The following is a 15917-nucleotide window of genomic DNA, read 5'->3' on the forward strand; positions in this document are numbered from 1 at the left end:
CTCTTTACCTGTTCGTTAGATTTTTACCGATACTTCATTTTACCACATTAAAAGATAAAAGTAAATGCAGAAACTGCATTTACTTTTATGAATTCACCAGAATATCGGTACGATTCAGCAGATTTATGGGATGATTTCACAATCAATCCAGGTCGTTGCGGACAATATCCGCAAGGGTTTCGCGTTTGACGACAATCCGCTCGGAGCCGCCGTTCACCATGACAACCGCAGGCTTCGGGATGCGGTTGTAATTGGAGGACATCGAATAGTTGTACGCGCCGGTCGAGAGCACCGCCAGCGTATCGCCCGCCCGGACGTCCTGCACCGGCAGGTTTTCACCGATCAGGTCGCCGCTTTCACAGCATTTGCCGGCCACGGTGACCTTGCCGACCCTCGGCTGATCTGCGCGATCCGCAACCAGCACCTCATATTCCGACTGGTACAGCGCATAGCGCGGGTTGTCGGTCATGCCGCCGTCCACAGAGATGTAGGTGCGGATGTTCGGGATATCCTTGAGAGCTCCAACCGTGTACAGCGTGATACCGGCCGTGCCGACGATCGAACGGCCCGGCTCGATGATGATGAACGGGCAGTTGATACCAAGCTCCTCACAGGTCTTTTTGACGGTCTGGGAAACCTTCTCCATGTACTGGTCATACGGAACCGGCTTATCCTGCTCGGTGTATTTGATGCCGAAGCCGCCGCCGAGGTTCAATTCGGACAGCTCGGCCCCGGTTTCCGCTTTGACCTGCGCGATGAAGCGCAGCATGACCTCGCTTGCCAGCTCAAACGGCTGGATGTCGAAGATCTGCGAGCCGATGTGGCAGTGCACGCCCCTGACATGGATGCTCCGCATACCGATGGCCTGTTTCACCACCTGCAGCGCTTCGCCGGTCTCCAGCGCAAGGCCGAACTTCGAATCGATCTGGCCGGTGCGGATGAAGCTGTGGGTGTGCGCATCGATGCCCGGCTTGATCCGGAACAGGATTTCGGCGGTCACATCCATTTCTTCGGCCAGCTTCTGCAGCCGGACAAGCTCGTCCGGATTGTCGACCACAATGCGGCCCACGCCGCATTCCAGTGCGTAGCGCAGCTCGGAGACCGTTTTGTTGTTTCCGTGGAAGACCAGCCGCGACGCCGGGAATCCGCTGGAAACAGCCGTGTAAAGCTCGCCCTCGGAGACGACGTCCAATCCCAGCTTTTCCTCGTTCGCGATCCGGCACATCGCGCGGCAGCAGAACGCCTTGCTGGCGAACGCGACCATGCCTTTGCCGTCGTAGCAGCGGTCGATGGAACGCACATAGGCCCGGCAGTTTTCGCGGATCTGCTGTTCGTCCATGACGTAAAGCGGCGTGCCGTACTGCTTCGCAAGCTCGACGGTGTCCTTCCCGCCGATGGTCAGATGGCCCTTTTCGTTGATATTCAAACAGTCTGAAACAAACATGCGCAACTCTCCTTTAGCTCTCGTCGTTTACAATCTCTTCTATAATCTCTTTGAGCTCCTCGACACCCTCGCCGGTCATCGAGGAGAACGGTATCATCGTGATCTGGTCCGCGTATTCGAGCTCCTGAAGGATCGACTCCATGCGCGCGGCGCGCTGTGTCTTGTTCAGCTTGTCGCTCTTGGTCAGCACCACGACAAACGGAAGCTCCATCTCGATCAGGAATTCGATCATCTGCCTGTCGTCGGCCGTCGGCGGATGCCGCATATCGATGAGCTGGAACACCAGCCCGATGTCCCGACCGCTGTGAAAATATCCCTCAATGAGTCCCGCCCAGCGCTTCTTCTCAACCTTGGAAACCTTCGCGTAGCCGTAGCCCGGCAGGTCGGCAAACCGCACGTCCTCTACCCGAAAAAAGTTGATCGTGCTGGTCTTGCCGGGGCTGGAGCTGACCCTTGCCAGCTGCTTGCGGTTGAAGATCTTGTTGATCAGCGACGACTTACCGACATTTGACCGGCCCGCAAACGCGAATTCGATCTTATCGGACTCCGGCAGCTGCGACGCCAGTCCATATGAGCACTCAAACTCCACCTTGTTAAAATTCATAGAAACTCCTTCGATGTATATCGGATCATTTTGACCCGTTTAATTCCCTATGCGCAGCGCGGCCGGTTCCTTTTCTGTTTCCGGCAGCAGCACCGGCAGCACCGGCTTCGATTCGTCGATGTTTTTATGGATGTTCCTGAGCGCTGTGCCAAGCACCTTATCCATCGTATCGACCGGGATAAACTCAATTTTATCCTTCACGACCTGATCGACCTCAGCCAGATCCGGCTCGTTGTCCATCGGGATCAGCACCGTTTTGATGCCGTAGCGGTAGGCGGCCATCGTCTTCTCCTTGAGCCCGCCGATTGGCAGCACCCGGCCGCGCAGCGTGACCTCGCCGGTCATCGCCACATCGTGCCGCACCGGGATTTCGGTCAGCGCCGAGACAATCGCCGTGCAGATCGTGATGCCCGCGGACGGGCCGTCCTTCGGCACCGCGCCTTCCGGCACATGGATGTGGATATCCTTGTTCTTGTAGAACTCCTTGTCGATCTTAAATAAGTGCGACCGGCTGCGGATGTAGCTGACCGCCGCCTGCGCGGACTCCTTCATGACATCCCCGAGATTGCCGGTCAGCTGCAGCTTGCCGCTGCCCTCGAGTACCGCGACCTCGACCGGCATTGTCTCCCCGCCAACGGAGGTCCAGGCAAGCCCGGTCACCACGCCGACCTCATCGGTCAGCCCCGCCGTTTCGGTCTTATATTTGATCGGACCTAAAAAGTCCGGGAGATTCTTCGGCGTAAAGGAAACCTTTTGATCCTCGCCCGAAACGATGCGCTTGGCAGCCATACGGCAGAGCTTCGCGATCGTGCGCTCCAGACTGCGGACCCCCGCTTCCCTTGTGTAGCTGTCGGCCAGCATGTACAGCGCGTCGTTCGAGATGCGCACCGTCTTTGCGCTCAGTCCGTGCTTTGCGGTCTGCTTGCGCCACAGATGCCGCTTGGCGATCTGGAACTTCTCCTCACGGGTATAGCTGGAAAGATCGATGACATCCATACGGTCATACAGCGGCCCCGGGATCGTCGAAGCGTCGTTCGCCGTCGTGATGAACAGCACGTCGCTCAGATCGAACGGCAGCTCGATGTAGTGGTCGCGGAACGCCACGTTCTGCTCCGAATCGAGTACCTCGAGCAGCGCCGACGCGGGGTCCCCGCGGAAGTCGTTGCCGACCTTGTCGATCTCGTCGAGCAGGATGACCGGATTCTTTGTCCCAGCCAGCTTCATCGCGTTGATGATGCGGCCCGGCATCGCGCCGATATAGGTTTTGCGGTGTCCGCGGATTTCGGATTCGTCCTTGATGCCGCCCAGCGAGATGCGCACATATTTGCGTCCCAGGCTCTTCGCAACCGATTTTGCGATCGAGGTCTTACCGACGCCCGGCGGACCGACAAGGCAGAGGATCTGCCCACGGATATCCGGGTTCAGCCGCCGCACCGCGATGACCTCCAGGATGCGTTCCTTGACCTTCTGAAGCCCGTAGTGGTCGCGGTCCAGAATCTTCTGCGCTTTCAGGATATCGGGCTTCTGTTTGCTGTATGTATTCCAGGGCAGCTCCAGGCAGGTGTCCAGATAGTTCCGGATCACATTGGCCTCCGGCGAACTCGACGGCATCTTGCTCAGCCGATCCAATTCCTTGGCAAGCTTGTCATGCGCCTCTTCGGACAGCCCCAGCTTCTCTATTTTATTGTAGTATTCGTTGAACTCGGCGTCCTCGCCGTCCTCCTCGCCAAGCTCCTGCGAGATGACCCGCATCTGCTCGCGCAGGAAGTATTCGCGCTGGCCCTTGTCGATCTGTTCCTTGACCTTGTCGTAGATCTCGTTCTCCAGCACCAGGATGCTGTTCTCCTGTTCGAACAGCTCGGCGGCCATCTCCAGACGCTTGACCGGGTCGGACTGCTCGAGCATCGCCTGCTTGGTATCCGCGTCGAACGGCAGGTTGCCGACGATGCGTTCGATCAGCGCGTGCGGGTCGTGCTCGGTGATGACCTGCGTGATGATCTCCTGCGGGATCTTCGGCGAGAGCATACAGTATTCCTCAAACTGCTCCTTGACCGTGCGCACCCATGCTTCGATCAGCTCGGCGTCCTTCGCGCGGGGCTGCCGCACATCAAAGCGCTCCACCTCGGTCAGCCAGAACGGATTGGATGCCAGCACATCGCCCATCTTCGCGCGGTAAAGGCCCTCCACCAGCACGCGCAGATGGTTGCCCGGCATCCGCAGGATCTGCGTGATCCTAGCCACCACGCCGACCTTGAAGAGCTGATTCGCGTCCGGGTCGTCGTCCCGCAGGTCCTTCTGCGCCACCAGAAAGATCTGCTGGTTGTAGCTTTTCATCGCCGTTTCCAGCGCTTTGATCGATTTTTCCCGCGCCACTTCGAAGTGCAGGATCATATTCGGATATAGAACCAAACCGCGCAGCGCCAGCATCGGGCAGATTTGCAGCTCGGATTCATGATTCATATTCATAGATTTCCTTTCGTTTCTTCGTATCTTTCCTATCGTTGAGCATCGTCCATGCGAACGATACAGCTACTATCATATGAGAAAGATGTGAATTTTTCAAGATGCATTTTGCAACCTTTTATAGCCGGAATTCGGCTTCACCGCCGGGTTTCCGGGCATTTGACACAAAAAGCCCCCGAGGGCCGGACCGGCCCTTCAGGAGCTCCATTGCTCTTTACATATACAAATCGTTCTTGCCCGAGCCAATGGCCTGAACCGCAAATTTCAGGGTTTTAGGAACCTTGTTCGGGTTGTGCGTGATCTTCGGCGGCTCGTGATCCGCGACGCATTCCTTCGTGATGGTGATCGTCTCGATCATCGGATCGCTCGGCGCGTCGTACATGATCTTTGAGAGGATTTCCTCCATGATGGAGCGGAGTCCGCGCGCGCCGGTCTTACGCTCGATCGCCTTCTTGGCGACCTCGGTCAGCGCGTCCTGCTCAAATTCGAGCTGGATGTCGTCGAGCTCCAGCAGCCGCTTGTACTGTTTGACCAGCGAGTTCTTCGGCTCGACCAGAATCCGCACCAGCGCGTCGGGATCGAGATCCCTGAGCGTGGTCAGCACCGGCAGTCTTCCGACCAGCTCCGGGATGATGCCGTACTTGACCAGGTCGTGCGGGATGATGTACTGAACCAGGTTCTCGCGCGTCGCCTCGGCTTTGGAACGGATGTTCGCGCCGAAGCCCATCACGGTCTTGTTGACCCGGCTCTCCACGATCTTTTCAATGCCCTCGAACGCACCGCCGCAGATAAACAGGATGTTCGCGGTGTTGATCTGGATGAACTCCTGCTGCGGATGCTTCCTGCCGCCCTGCGGCGGCACGTTGGACACGGTGCCCTCGATGATCTTTAAGAGCGCCTGCTGCACGCCCTCTCCGCTGACGTCGCGGGTCAGCGACGTGTTTTCGGATTTGCGCCCGATCTTGTCGATCTCATCGATGTAGATGATGCCGTACTCGGCGCGCTTGACATCGAAGTCCGCATTCTGGATCAGTCTGAGCAGGATGTTCTCGACGTCCTCGCCGACATATCCGGCTTCGGTCAGCGTCGTCGCGTCGGCAATCGCAAACGGGACGTTGAGCATCTTGGCCAGCGTCTGCGCGAGCAGCGTCTTGCCAACGCCGGTCGGGCCGAGCAGCAGCACGTTGCTCTTCTGCAGCTCCACGTCGTCCTGACGGTTGTAGCAGATGCGCTTGTAGTGGTTGTAAACGGCGACCGCCAGCACCATCTTTGCGTCGTCCTGGCCGATCACATACTGGTCGAGGTGCTCCTTGATCTCGGCCGGCTTCGGAATCACGATTTCCGGCGGCTCATTCGACGCTGCCCTGGTTCTGGGCGGGTTGGTATTCTCTTTTTTACCGCGCGGCATCTTTGCCTTCTCATAAAAATGATCCAGGCAGAGTTCGATGCACTCGTCACAGATGCATGCGCCGGTGTAACCGGTGATCATACCGGCCACTTCATTTTCAAATTTTCCGCAAAACGAACACTGTGCGGGTCTTTCATTTTTTGGCATGGACATCACTATCCCTTATAAATCACTTTGTCGACCAGACCGTACTCGGCCGCCTCGGCCGCGGTCATAAAATTGTCACGCTCGGTATCGCGCTCGATGGTTTCCAGCGGTTTTCCGGTGTTCTGAGCGAGCAGCTCGTTGAGGTGCTTCTTCAGACGAAGCATGCGCTCGGCCTGGATGCCGATATCGGTTGTCTGTCCCTGCGCGCCGCCGGACGGCTGATGGATCATGATCTCGCTGTTCGGCAATGCGAAGCGTTTTCCCTTCTGGCCCGCCGCAAGCAGGAAGGCGCCCATCGACGCCGCCATTCCGACGCAGATCGTCGAGACGTCCGCCTTGATGTACTGCATGGTATCATAGATCGCCATGCCGGCGGTGACCGATCCGCCCGGGCTGTTGATGTACAGGTTGATATCCTTATCGGGGTCCTGTGCTTCCAGATACAGAAGCTGTGCGACTACCAAGCTGGCGGACGCGTCGTTGACCTCGTCGCACAGCATGATGATTCTGTCATTGAGCAGCCTTGAGAAGATGTCGTAGGAACGTTCACCGCGGTTGGTCTGTTCCACTACCATTGGCACTAAGCTCATGTAAAACACTCCTTTTCTTCATCTCAAACCGGAAAATCCAAATCGATTGCCGGTCTGATCATGGTATTTCAAATCGTATACGGGAATGCCGGACATCCCTGTCCGGGCGGTTTATGGCTTTGCTCGTCTTCGATATGACTTGCTGAAGGGAACGCCAATCTGCTCGGCAGCCACCGGATGCACTGCGGCTTGATATAAACTGAGGAATAAACCAAATCGCTGCATCCCGGCCAAAAGATACCGCATGGCCCCTTCTTTGAGCCAGGTCACAAAAAACCCGGCCGCGCCACTTTTACAGCGGTTTCCAGATGTATTCCACCCTGATACGAATTACGGAATGAATCAGGCGGCTGCATCCTGACTGAACAATGCCAGAAGCATTTCTCCTGAAGCGGAATAAAAAGATTTGGTATCCCCTGCCGGCAAACGCCGAACCTCACCGCCTTCGACACACATCGACGAAAGGTATCGGCGGCCGTCAGGATGCGCGTATCGTTTCAGGCGAAGCAAAAAACCGCAGTTTTTAAGGCAACAGCCAGCCGACGGATGCGGCTGGCCAATGTTGAGCTTGTAAATTATTGAATTTCTTCCTGTTTGACCTCTTCGGTGATCTTAGCGCTCTCCTTGATGAGGTCGACCGCCTTGTTCATCTTGATATCGTTGACGATATCCTTCACATTGAGCGCCTGCTTGACGTTCTCAACCGGGACGCCGTACTGGGCAGCCAGCTTCTCGCACTCGGCGGCGATATCCTCTTCGGTCGGCTCGATGTTTTCGAGCTGCGCGACCTTTTCGAGGGTCAGACGGGTTTTGACCTGACGTTCGGCCTGCTCGCGGAAGGTTTTGCGGATGGTCTCCTCGTCCTGGTTGGTGATCTGCAGGTAGGTCTTCATATCCATGCCCTGCGACTGCAGTCTGTACTGAAAGTCGCGCAGGTATTCATTGACCGAATTTTCATACATGACTTCCGGAATCTCCGCTTTGAGCGTCGAAACGACCTGTTCGATCAGGCTGTTCTCAACGGCCTGGGTCGCGGTCTTTTCACGCGCTTCCTCTAGTTTGGTCCTAAAATCGGCCTTTAATTCATCCATCGTGTCAAACTCGCTGACATCTTTCGCAAACTCGTCGTCCACATCCGGCAGCTCCATCGTGCGGATCTCGTGCAGCTTGGTCTGGAATACGGCAAGCTTGGAGGCCAGCTCCTTGGAGAAGTACTCATCCGGGAACTTCACGGTGACTTCAAACTCGTCGCCCGGCTTGTGGCCGATGATCTGATCCTCGAAGCCCGGGATAAACTGTCCGGAGCCGAGTTCGAGCTGATAGCCGTCGCCCTTGCCGCCTTCGAACGGCACGCCGTCCACAAAGCCCTCAAAGTCGATGACGACCGTGTCGCCGTTTTGGGAATCGCGGTCCTCCACAGTGACCATGCGGCCGTTCTGCTTGCGGAGCTTGTCGATCTCCTCTTCAATATCCTTGCCGGCGACCGGCTGGATGGTCTTGGTGGCCTCAAGGCCTTTATATTCACCGATTTCAACCTCCGGCTTGACATGGAAGGTTGCCTTGAAGCTGAAACCGTCCTTACTGACTTCCATAACCTCAACGTCGGCCTGCTCGACCGGCTCAAGTCCGCTCTCCGTCATGGCCTCCTCAAAGGCGCCCGGCAGCACATTGTTGACAGCGTCTTCATAAAACACGCCCTCGCCGTACATCTTCTCGATGATGCCGCGCGGCGCTTTGCCCTTTCTGAATCCCGGAACATTGATCTTGGATACGCTCTTGCGGTATGCCTGATCAACCGCTTTGCCAAAGGTTTCGCCGTCCACCGCGATCTCCAAACAGTACTGATTGGTATTTATCTTCTCTGCCTTGGTAAGACTCATCTTAAACTGCCTCCTAAATTTTATGAAAAACAAAATTATCTAATTGATTATAGCATAATGATGCCTAAAAAGCCACTGTCTTGATAAATTTTTTACACCTGTATCTTTAAAGGTTTAAATTTGAGAAAATCCCCTGAAATCAGCTCAAACTGGATGCCCGCAAACTGCCCGCGCAGCGCGTAATCGCAGCTCTGCCCGTGCAGATGCCCGTAGTAGCAGCGCTGTATGTTGTGCTTCACCAGCACGTCGACGATCTTCGCTGAAAGCTGGTTGCCATAGACCGGCGGGTAATGCAGAAACGCGATGATCTCCCCGCCGTACTGCATGGCGTGCCGGATGGACATATCCAGACGGCCGGCTTCCCGGTTCAGGATCTTCTGGTCGTGCGGTTCCCCGGCCTCAAACAGCCATCCGCGGGTGCCGCAGACGACCGCGTTCCCGACCTTGAAGCTGTTGTTGTGCAGAATCTGGATGGTCTCCAGCCCGTTTTCCTCAAAAAAGCCGTCCATTTTGCTTTTGGTCGACCACCAGTAGTCGTGGTTGCCCTTCATCACAATCTTTTTTCCGGGCAGTTTATCGATAAAGCGGAAATCGGTCAGCGACTCCTGCAGCGACATGCCCCATGAGCTGTCGCCCGCAAGCACCACGGTGTCTTCGGCGCCGACCTCTTTCAGCCAGTTTTCCTGTAACCGATCCACATAATTGTCCCAGCCGCTGAAGATATCCATCGGCTTGTCGCTGCCAAGGGACAGATGCAGATCTCCTATTGCAAATAAAGCCATCCTTGTCCTCTCTTGTGTATATCCGTTTGGTTCCTCGTTATACTAACATTGTATCCGTTTACACATTCAAATTATTCCATTTTCTGGGGAGGTCCTTTTCATGAAATCCATCATCGATGAAGAAGAAAACAGCCGCGATTATCTGAACGGCGTACAGTGCCACGTTGACAACTGCATCTACAACGAACAGGGCTGCCGGTGCACTGCCGACCGCATCCTGATCGACCCGCATCACGCGATCACGAGCCAGGATACCATCTGCGCGACCTTCCAGGCGCAGTAAAGCTTCAAAAAGCATACCGGACAGCAGATTGCCGGCCGGTATGCTACATATAATCGATTGGATCGCTACGCTTCGATTCCCAGCATGTCGAACACGACCTGCTTCATATTCTGGCGTTCACAGGCGCTTTCAAAGCGCACCTGTTTTTCACCCAGCGATGCCAGCGGTGCCGGAATCTGTGTGCCGGTTTTCGCGGACAGGGTCTTCACCGCTTCGAATTCGTCGGTCTTCACTTCCCCGCCGTTCAATGCGCTCAGCACGCTGACCGGGAATTTATATGGGCTTGCCGTCGACGCGATGACCGTCTTGGTCTTGTCGCCGGTCTGCTCGATATACTGCCAATAGGCGTTGACCGCCACAGCGGTATGGGTGTCGATCAGGTAACCGTACTGCTCAAACACCTGTTTGATGGTCTGCTTCGTGATGTGGTCGTCACAGCAGGCGGCAAAGAAATCCTTCTGCAGCTTGCCTTTCATCTCGTCGTTGATGGTGTACTGGTTCTCCTTCTGCAACGCGTCCATCAGAGAGACCACCATCCGGTCGTCGTTGCCGCTCAGGTGGTACAGCAGCCGTTCGAGGTTGCTGGAGATCAGGATATCCATCGACGGGGAGATCGTCGTCACAAACCGGCGGTTTTTATCATAGGTGCCGGTGCGGATGAAATCGGTCAGGATGTTGTTCTCATTCGACGCGCAGACCAGCTTCGCGATCGGAAGGCCCATCTCCTTGGCATAGTAGGCCGCGAGGATGTTGCCGAAGTTTCCGGTCGGAACCACGACGTTCATGCTGTCTCCCGGCTGCAGCTCGCCCTTTGCGAGCAGGTCGCAGTAGGCCGAGAAATAGTAGACGATCTGCGGCACCAGGCGGCCCCAGTTGATCGAATTCGCGCTGGAGAAGAGCATACCGTGTGCTTTCAGCTTCTCTTCGATTTCACGGTCGGTGAAGATGGCCTTGACGCCGCTCTGCGCATCGTCGAAGTTGCCTTCGATCGCGCAGACCGATACGTTTTCGCCCTCCTGCGTCGTCATCTGCAGCTTCTGCATGACGCTGACGCCGTCGCGCGGATAGAACACCAGAATCTGTGTGCCGCCGACATCCTTAAAGCCTTCGAGCGCGGCTTTTCCGGTATCGCCGCTGGTGGCGACCAGGATGACGATCTTCTTATCCTTTACGGTCTTTCCGGCCGATACGGTCAGCAGGTACGGAAGAAGCTGCAACGCCATATCCTTGAACGCACAGGTCGGGCCGTGCCAAAGCTCCAGCACAAACGCGCTGTCGTCGAGCTTTCTGAGCGGCGCTTTCTTCGGGTCGGCAAATTTTCCCCCGCCATACGCGCCTTCCACACAGGATGCGATTTCCTGTTCCGTAAAATCGGTCAGATAGCGCGACAGGATGCGTTTCGCCCGGTCGGTGTATCCTTCCCCCGCCATCGCTGCAATTTCATCCATCGAGATGCGCGGGAACGATTCCGGCACAAACAGGCCGGCGTCGCGGGAGATTCCCTGTGTGATCGCCGCGGCGGCTTCCACCTTTGCGGCGCTGTTTCTGGTACTCTGATAAAGCATCTGTTCTTCTCCTTTACCCTGATCTGCCGAATATCGTCGGCGGGTGATGTCCGCACAGCTGTTCTGTGCGGGGTGATCTATATTTTCGTCTGTTATGTTCTGTTTGACTTTTTTCACTGCTTTGGTTTTTTTTAGCTTTGAGGATTGCCGCATGGGCTGATCTGCGCCGATACGCGGCAGTTTTCCTTTGGTTTGCCAAATTCCCCTTGGCAAGGTGGTCGTTACTCTTTTGCGTGGCCAAAAGAGTAACCAGAAAAGGCCATTCAAGGGGTCTACCGCCCCCTTAAAAATCCCCCAATCACGCAGCATTCATCAAATTGGGCAGTTTCTGCTTCTAGATGACGGCTGGGATACCCGCAATGGCTTGGTTCAGAGGCGATGCGATGCGCGGTGTTCTTTACAGCCATTGTGCTGTCGCTGTAAGCGACCCGTCTCATCTTCGTCCTCACGTCGTCCAGCCTCATAGACTTCCGCCCGCTAGGGATGGAATCCTCGCTTTCCGACGTATGGGAGGTAATTTCATGCTTCGTTCTGTAACGGCCATCCAAATAGTTCTTAACTGTTTGACTCCATCAGATGCATCTGCGTTCATCTTTCGCCTGCGTCAAATGTGTTCTCCAGATGTGTGATGGAGATCGGTTCGAAGCTGTCCTTGCTTTGAATCATCACTTCGATGATATCGAACCGGTACTGCGTGTCGGATGGAAACTGTGACGAATACTGCATGGCCGTTTGGATGATCTTCCGCTGCTTTCGGGGATCTACGAATTCCCGCGGCAGCGCGAATGCATCACTGCTGCGGGTTTTGACCTCGACAAACGCCGTGATGCCGCCCTTTTGCGCGATGATATCGATCTCTCCATACCGGCTGCGGTAATTGCGCGTCACAATCTTGTAGCCGTTTTGTATGAGATAACCGGCGGCGCAGTCTTCGCCAAGGCTGCCGGTTTTATGCTTCATGCTTAAAAAGGGTCTTTAAAAACGTGGTTCTATGTATGGCACAGGGTCCATGCTCCAGGATCATGGCATAATGTTCCTTCGTCGGATATCCCTTGTGTTTTTCAAAATGATACTGCGGATACTGCTCAGCCATCTGTTTCATGAAGCGGTCGCGGCTGACCTTCGCGAGGATCGACGCCGCCGCGATGCTGGCGCTCTTGGCGTCTCCCTTGACGATGCAGACCGATTCGATTGGAAGGCCCGGGTCGCGGTTGCCGTCCACCAATGCCAGATCCGGACGTTCCTCCAGTCCGGCTACGGCGCGTTTCATGGCCAAAAAGGTGGCGTTCAGGATGTTGTGCTGATCGATTTCCTTCTCGGTCGCAAACGCGATTTCATAATCCAGCGCCGCGGCGATGATCTGGTCAAACAGCGCTTCGCGCTTCTTTTCACTGAGCTTCTTGGAATCGTCGAGGCCCTCGATCACCGCGTCCGGCGGCAGGATAACCGCCGCGGCGAATACCGGTCCCGCAAGCGGGCCGCGGCCCGCTTCATCGATGCCGCAGACCCGTTCAAATCCATTTTGATAGGCTTCGTGTTCAAACTGCCACAAATCATTCATTGGCATCTGCTTCAAACCTTTCTATGTCGTCCGGCGTTTCCAGCGTGACGCGCCCGATCTTGCTGGCGCGGAATTCATCCAGCACAATGATCGCCGCGCGCTCGGTATCCACCTCGCCGCCTGGAACCAGCATGCCGCGCCGTTTGCCGATCCTTTGGAGCAGCTCATAGGCGTCGTCCGTATCGAGATCCTCCTCGGTCAGCTTATAGCGGTCGGCCAGCAGCTGCCCGTAACGCTCCTTGAGCTGCAGCACCAGACGCATGGCCAGAAGCTCCGTATCCAGGATGTCGTCGCGCACCGCGCCCGTGAACGCCAGATGCTCGCCGACGGTTTTGTTTTCGAATTTCGGCCACAGCACACCCGGCATATCCAGCAGCTCCAGGCCCTTGTCAAGGGTCACCCACTGCTTGCCGCGCGTGACGCCCGGCCGGTCCGCCACCTTCGTACGCTTGGACTTCGCCATGCGGTTGATAAAGGAGGACTTGCCGACATTCGGGATGCCGACGATCATCATGCGGATCGGCTGTCCCTCCATGCCCTTCAGTTTGCGGCGCTTGATCTCATCCTTCAGGGTGCGTCTCAGAAGCGACAGGAAGCCGCCAAGCCCCTTTCCGCTGCGGCAGTCCGCCGCAAGGACCGGGATGCCCTTTTCCTGAAAGTAGCCGCACCACTGCTTGGTGATGCGGTCGTCCGCCGCGTCGCTCTTGTTGAGCAGAACGATTCTCGGCTTTCTGCCGATCATCCTGTCTATTTCAGGGTTCCGGCTGCTGATCGGGATGCGCGCGTCGATGAGTTCCACAACGACGTCGACAAACCGCATGCTGTCCCGCATAATGCGCCGGGTTTTGGCCATATGTCCCGGAAACCACTGAATGGACGGTGTCTCTATCATTAACTTACAACTCCCATACGATTAATCGGAAGGATTCTAAAAATAGCTTTTCCCAGAATATAGCGGTTATCCACCATACCGACCTGTTCAAACCGGCTGTCCAGAGAATGGTTGCGGTTGTCGCCCAGGACAAACACACAGCCTTCCTTCACCTTCACCGGGAAGGTGACATTTCCCTTGGTGTAGGTCGGTTCATTGATATACGGTTCGTCCAGCACCTTGCCGTCCACCGTGACCGCTCCGGAATCGAAATCGATGTCCACCGTCTGTCCTTCGGTAGCAATGACCCGCTTGATAATCGGCACATTCTCCACATTGGTGCCCGGCTTGGTGACGACCACAATGTCGCCCGGCTGCGGTGTGTAGAACATATGGGTCAGTATGACGCGGTCGCCCATGCCGCCGTTATCCCCGCCGTCCAGCGTCGGCTGCATCGAGACGCCTTCCACGCCGACGATGCGGAACACAAAGGTAAACAGGATGATCACCGCCACCACCGATGTGACAATGGCTTCAATCCATTCCATAAATTCCGCTTTCGCGCCGACCGTCCGTTCAGATTCCGGGATTTCTGCATCCTCTAAAAATACGTCTTCTTCCGCGAATTCCTCGGTATCCTGTACGGAATCCGAAAATTCTGCTGGCTGTTCTTTTTCAAATTTGTTTTCATCAAACGGTTCGTTGGACATCAGGACCACATCTCCTTTTGTATGTATTGCAATGGACAAACCGGACTTTTCTCTATTCTATCAAAAAATAAGCGGATATCCAATCTTTATTTTTTACGAGTTGTTGAATTTTAGTCAGCCAGGCGGCTCATAACGGGAATTTTCATGCTTCCATGCATCCCTGCACATCTCTTTGCATGCACACATGCATCTATTCATATTATGATAGCCCCAAGCGCGGACTCCGCGGGGCACCTCAGAGACGACACGGCAACAGCGTCAATGCATTCCGGTATCCCGATAAAAGTATAACAAAAAAGGGACGGAATCGTCCCTTTTTCTGAATCCGTTTTAAATTCAGCGGATTGCTTCTTTAACTTTCGCAGCTTTACCGACTCTGTCACGCAGATAGTACAGCTTGCCTCTGCGGACCTTACCGTGTCTGATAATCTCGACCTTTGCGACATTCGGGCTGTGGATCGGGAATACCCTTTCAATACCGCAGCCATGCGCTACACGGCGAACGGTAAAGGTTTCCGCGATACCGCCATGTTTCTTCGCGATAACGGTGCCTTCAAATGCCTGCAGTCTCTCCCTGTTTCCCTCCTTGATCTTAACAAAGACCCGGATGGTGTCACCGATATCAAACTGCGGCAACTCAGCCTTCAAGCTCTCCTGAGCAATGTGCTTTAAAGCATCCATCGATACTTCCTCCTTAATTTTAGGACATTCATAACCAGCACCTGGAAAGAGGACTGTCCGATTAAATGTCTCGCCGCGAAAAGCGGCGGGCATTAACCACCACCGAACATGCCATCCGGCGTACTTAAATGCTTTGATATTATACCATATTCTGTTCCTGTTTGCAAGTAAAAGGTCAAAAAACTTTTCCGTCCGGCTTGATTTACAAAAACCGTCCATCACGCAGGAATGGAGATGCAGAAACGAGGGATATGCATGCAAATATTATCTTATATGGATCTTCTATCATGCGGCTAACCGTGATTTGTGCATAGGTTGCGCGAAGATTTTCAGTTTTCCTTTTCTGCTTCATATAGACAACACCGAGCATCTTGGGCGGAAGCTGTCGTTTTCAAGATCAGCATCCTATTGAGGCTCCCGCCATATCATGACGCACTGTTTTGGATCATGCTGCTCCATATCCATGATACGAATCCGTCTTAAAAATCAAATCCGTGTTTTCCTGTCACGCGGGAATCAAGTGCGCAGATAAAAAAGGGGCCCGAAGGCCCCTTTAATCCTGAATGTTTTTTTCAAACTCCTCACGCCGCTGCTGTTCCATGTACCCATTTACCTGTTCCTGCAGCGCGGCCACGCCCTGTTCAATCAGGCGAACCGGCGCAGGCGTCAGGGTAAAATAGGATTTCCGAACCCGGTTGGCTGTTTTGAGCGGCTGGAAAGAGAACTCATAGGTCTCGCCAAAAACGGTAAATCTCCAGGCGTCTTCATCGGCCTGCTGCAGCTGCAGCACCTCCTGCGTGGCGTCCCCTGTCAGGCTCCTCGCCTGCGCGGCAATTTGAAAAAACGCCGCCGCAAAGATAATCAGGATCAGCGTGATTGCGATGGATGTAAAATAATATTTTAAACTTTCTTTCATATGTTAAAACGT

General features: G+C 55.0%; 15 protein-coding genes. 1 reads left to right on the plus strand and 14 read right to left on the minus strand.

Annotated elements, in window-relative coordinates; genetic code table 11:
* Nucleotides 1–142: 142 nt before the first annotated feature.
* From lysA to BN348_RS09585, 7 genes are all read right to left on the minus strand, one after another.
* The gene (gene lysA / locus BN348_RS09555; protein ID WP_040197706.1) at nucleotides 143–1444 is read right to left on the minus strand and encodes a diaminopimelate decarboxylase; all 1302 of its coding nucleotides are present in this window, start codon (nucleotides 1442–1444) and stop codon (nucleotides 143–145) included.
* A gap of 13 nt (nucleotides 1445–1457) precedes the next feature.
* Nucleotides 1458–2048 carry a ribosome biogenesis GTP-binding protein YihA/YsxC gene (gene yihA / locus BN348_RS09560; RefSeq protein WP_040197707.1) on the minus strand — a complete coding sequence of 197 codons (591 nt, stop codon included), beginning with the start codon at nucleotides 2046–2048 and terminating at the stop codon, nucleotides 1458–1460.
* 39 nt (nucleotides 2049–2087) lie between these two features.
* Nucleotides 2088–4514, minus strand: a complete 2427-nt coding sequence (gene lon, locus BN348_RS09565) for an endopeptidase La (protein WP_420885259.1) — start codon at nucleotides 4512–4514, stop codon at nucleotides 2088–2090.
* Between the two features lie 211 nt (nucleotides 4515–4725).
* Nucleotides 4726–6066 carry an ATP-dependent Clp protease ATP-binding subunit ClpX gene (clpX, locus tag BN348_RS09570; RefSeq protein WP_040197862.1) on the minus strand — a complete coding sequence of 447 codons (1341 nt, stop codon included), beginning with the start codon at nucleotides 6064–6066 and terminating at the stop codon, nucleotides 4726–4728.
* 8 nt (nucleotides 6067–6074) lie between these two features.
* Nucleotides 6075–6656 carry an ATP-dependent Clp endopeptidase proteolytic subunit ClpP gene (gene clpP, locus BN348_RS09575; RefSeq protein WP_040197709.1) on the minus strand — a complete coding sequence of 194 codons (582 nt, stop codon included), beginning with the start codon at nucleotides 6654–6656 and terminating at the stop codon, nucleotides 6075–6077.
* A gap of 575 nt (nucleotides 6657–7231) precedes the next feature.
* Nucleotides 7232–8536 carry a trigger factor gene (gene tig / locus BN348_RS09580; protein WP_040197710.1) on the minus strand — a complete coding sequence of 435 codons (1305 nt, stop codon included), beginning with the start codon at nucleotides 8534–8536 and terminating at the stop codon, nucleotides 7232–7234.
* 92 nt (nucleotides 8537–8628) lie between these two features.
* On the minus strand, nucleotides 8629–9318 hold the full coding sequence (locus BN348_RS09585; RefSeq protein ID WP_040197711.1) for a metallophosphoesterase: 690 nt from the start codon (nucleotides 9316–9318) through the stop codon (nucleotides 8629–8631).
* 100 nt (nucleotides 9319–9418) lie between these two features.
* Here BN348_RS09585 and BN348_RS09590 point away from each other — a divergent pair, with 100 nt between their 5' ends.
* A complete protein-coding gene (locus BN348_RS09590) occupies nucleotides 9419–9601 on the plus strand; it encodes a DUF1540 domain-containing protein (protein ID WP_040197712.1) in 183 nt (60 codons plus the stop codon).
* Nucleotides 9602–9666: 65 nt separating this feature from the next.
* On the opposite strand, the gene thrC is transcribed toward BN348_RS09590, so the two are convergent.
* The 7 genes from thrC to BN348_RS09625 form a co-directional block, all read right to left on the minus strand.
* On the minus strand, nucleotides 9667–11166 hold the full coding sequence (gene thrC, locus BN348_RS09595; RefSeq protein WP_040197714.1) for a threonine synthase: 1500 nt from the start codon (nucleotides 11164–11166) through the stop codon (nucleotides 9667–9669).
* Nucleotides 11167–11754: 588 nt separating this feature from the next.
* Nucleotides 11755–12126: a YraN family protein gene (locus tag BN348_RS09600; RefSeq protein ID WP_040197715.1), complete on the minus strand. Its 372-nt coding sequence runs from the start codon at nucleotides 12124–12126 to the stop codon at nucleotides 11755–11757.
* Entirely contained in the window at nucleotides 12116–12727 is a 612-nt protein-coding gene (locus BN348_RS09605) for a ribonuclease HII (protein ID WP_040197716.1), read from the minus strand. The genes BN348_RS09600 and BN348_RS09605 overlap by 11 nt, the downstream gene beginning before the upstream one ends.
* Entirely contained in the window at nucleotides 12720–13619 is a 900-nt protein-coding gene (gene ylqF, locus BN348_RS09610; RefSeq protein WP_040197717.1) for a ribosome biogenesis GTPase YlqF, read from the minus strand. Before ylqF ends, BN348_RS09605 begins: the two co-directional genes overlap by 8 nt.
* Nucleotides 13619–14308 (minus strand): signal peptidase I, encoded by a 690-nt coding sequence (lepB, locus tag BN348_RS09615; protein ID WP_082020914.1) that lies wholly within the window; start codon nucleotides 14306–14308, stop codon nucleotides 13619–13621. Before lepB ends, ylqF begins: the two co-directional genes overlap by 1 nt.
* 336 nt (nucleotides 14309–14644) lie before the next feature.
* Nucleotides 14645–14989, minus strand: coding sequence for a 50S ribosomal protein L19 (rplS, locus tag BN348_RS09620; protein WP_040197718.1), 345 nt, complete (start codon nucleotides 14987–14989; stop codon nucleotides 14645–14647).
* A gap of 553 nt (nucleotides 14990–15542) precedes the next feature.
* Nucleotides 15543–15905 (minus strand): hypothetical protein, encoded by a 363-nt coding sequence (locus tag BN348_RS09625; RefSeq protein WP_040197719.1) that lies wholly within the window; start codon nucleotides 15903–15905, stop codon nucleotides 15543–15545.
* Between the last annotated feature and the right edge of the window lie 12 nt (nucleotides 15906–15917).

Origin of the sequence: Candidatus Soleaferrea massiliensis AP7 (genome assembly GCF_000820765.1) — a bacterium.
In the GTDB taxonomy this organism is placed as follows: Bacteria; Bacillota; Clostridia; order Oscillospirales; family Ruminococcaceae; genus Soleaferrea; species Soleaferrea massiliensis.

What these genes read in the sequence shown, in the direction of transcription:
- lysA (WP_040197706.1), bottom strand. Translation starts at nt 1,444, where the DNA reads ATGTTTGTTTCAGACTGTTTGAATATCAACGAAAAGGGCCATCTGACC.
- yihA (WP_040197707.1), bottom strand. Translation starts at nt 2,048, where the DNA reads ATGAATTTTAACAAGGTGGAGTTTGAGTGCTCATATGGACTGGCGTCG.
- lon (WP_420885259.1), bottom strand. Translation starts at nt 4,514, where the DNA reads ATGAATATGAATCATGAATCCGAGCTGCAAATCTGCCCGATGCTGGCG.
- clpX (WP_040197862.1), bottom strand. Translation starts at nt 6,066, where the DNA reads ATGCCAAAAAATGAAAGACCCGCACAGTGTTCGTTTTGCGGAAAATTT.
- clpP (WP_040197709.1), bottom strand. Translation starts at nt 6,656, where the DNA reads ATGAGCTTAGTGCCAATGGTAGTGGAACAGACCAACCGCGGTGAACGT.
- tig (WP_040197710.1), bottom strand. Translation starts at nt 8,536, where the DNA reads ATGAGTCTTACCAAGGCAGAGAAGATAAATACCAATCAGTACTGTTTG.
- BN348_RS09585 (WP_040197711.1), bottom strand. Translation starts at nt 9,318, where the DNA reads ATGGCTTTATTTGCAATAGGAGATCTGCATCTGTCCCTTGGCAGCGAC.
- BN348_RS09590 (WP_040197712.1), top strand. Translation starts at nt 9,419, where the DNA reads ATGAAATCCATCATCGATGAAGAAGAAAACAGCCGCGATTATCTGAAC.
- thrC (WP_040197714.1), bottom strand. Translation starts at nt 11,166, where the DNA reads ATGCTTTATCAGAGTACCAGAAACAGCGCCGCAAAGGTGGAAGCCGCC.
- BN348_RS09600 (WP_040197715.1), bottom strand. Translation starts at nt 12,126, where the DNA reads ATGAAGCATAAAACCGGCAGCCTTGGCGAAGACTGCGCCGCCGGTTAT.
- BN348_RS09605 (WP_040197716.1), bottom strand. Translation starts at nt 12,727, where the DNA reads ATGAATGATTTGTGGCAGTTTGAACACGAAGCCTATCAAAATGGATTT.
- ylqF (WP_040197717.1), bottom strand. Translation starts at nt 13,619, where the DNA reads ATGATAGAGACACCGTCCATTCAGTGGTTTCCGGGACATATGGCCAAA.
- lepB (WP_082020914.1), bottom strand. Translation starts at nt 14,308, where the DNA reads ATGTCCAACGAACCGTTTGATGAAAACAAATTTGAAAAAGAACAGCCA.
- rplS (WP_040197718.1), bottom strand. Translation starts at nt 14,989, where the DNA reads ATGGATGCTTTAAAGCACATTGCTCAGGAGAGCTTGAAGGCTGAGTTG.
- BN348_RS09625 (WP_040197719.1), bottom strand. Translation starts at nt 15,905, where the DNA reads ATGAAAGAAAGTTTAAAATATTATTTTACATCCATCGCAATCACGCTG.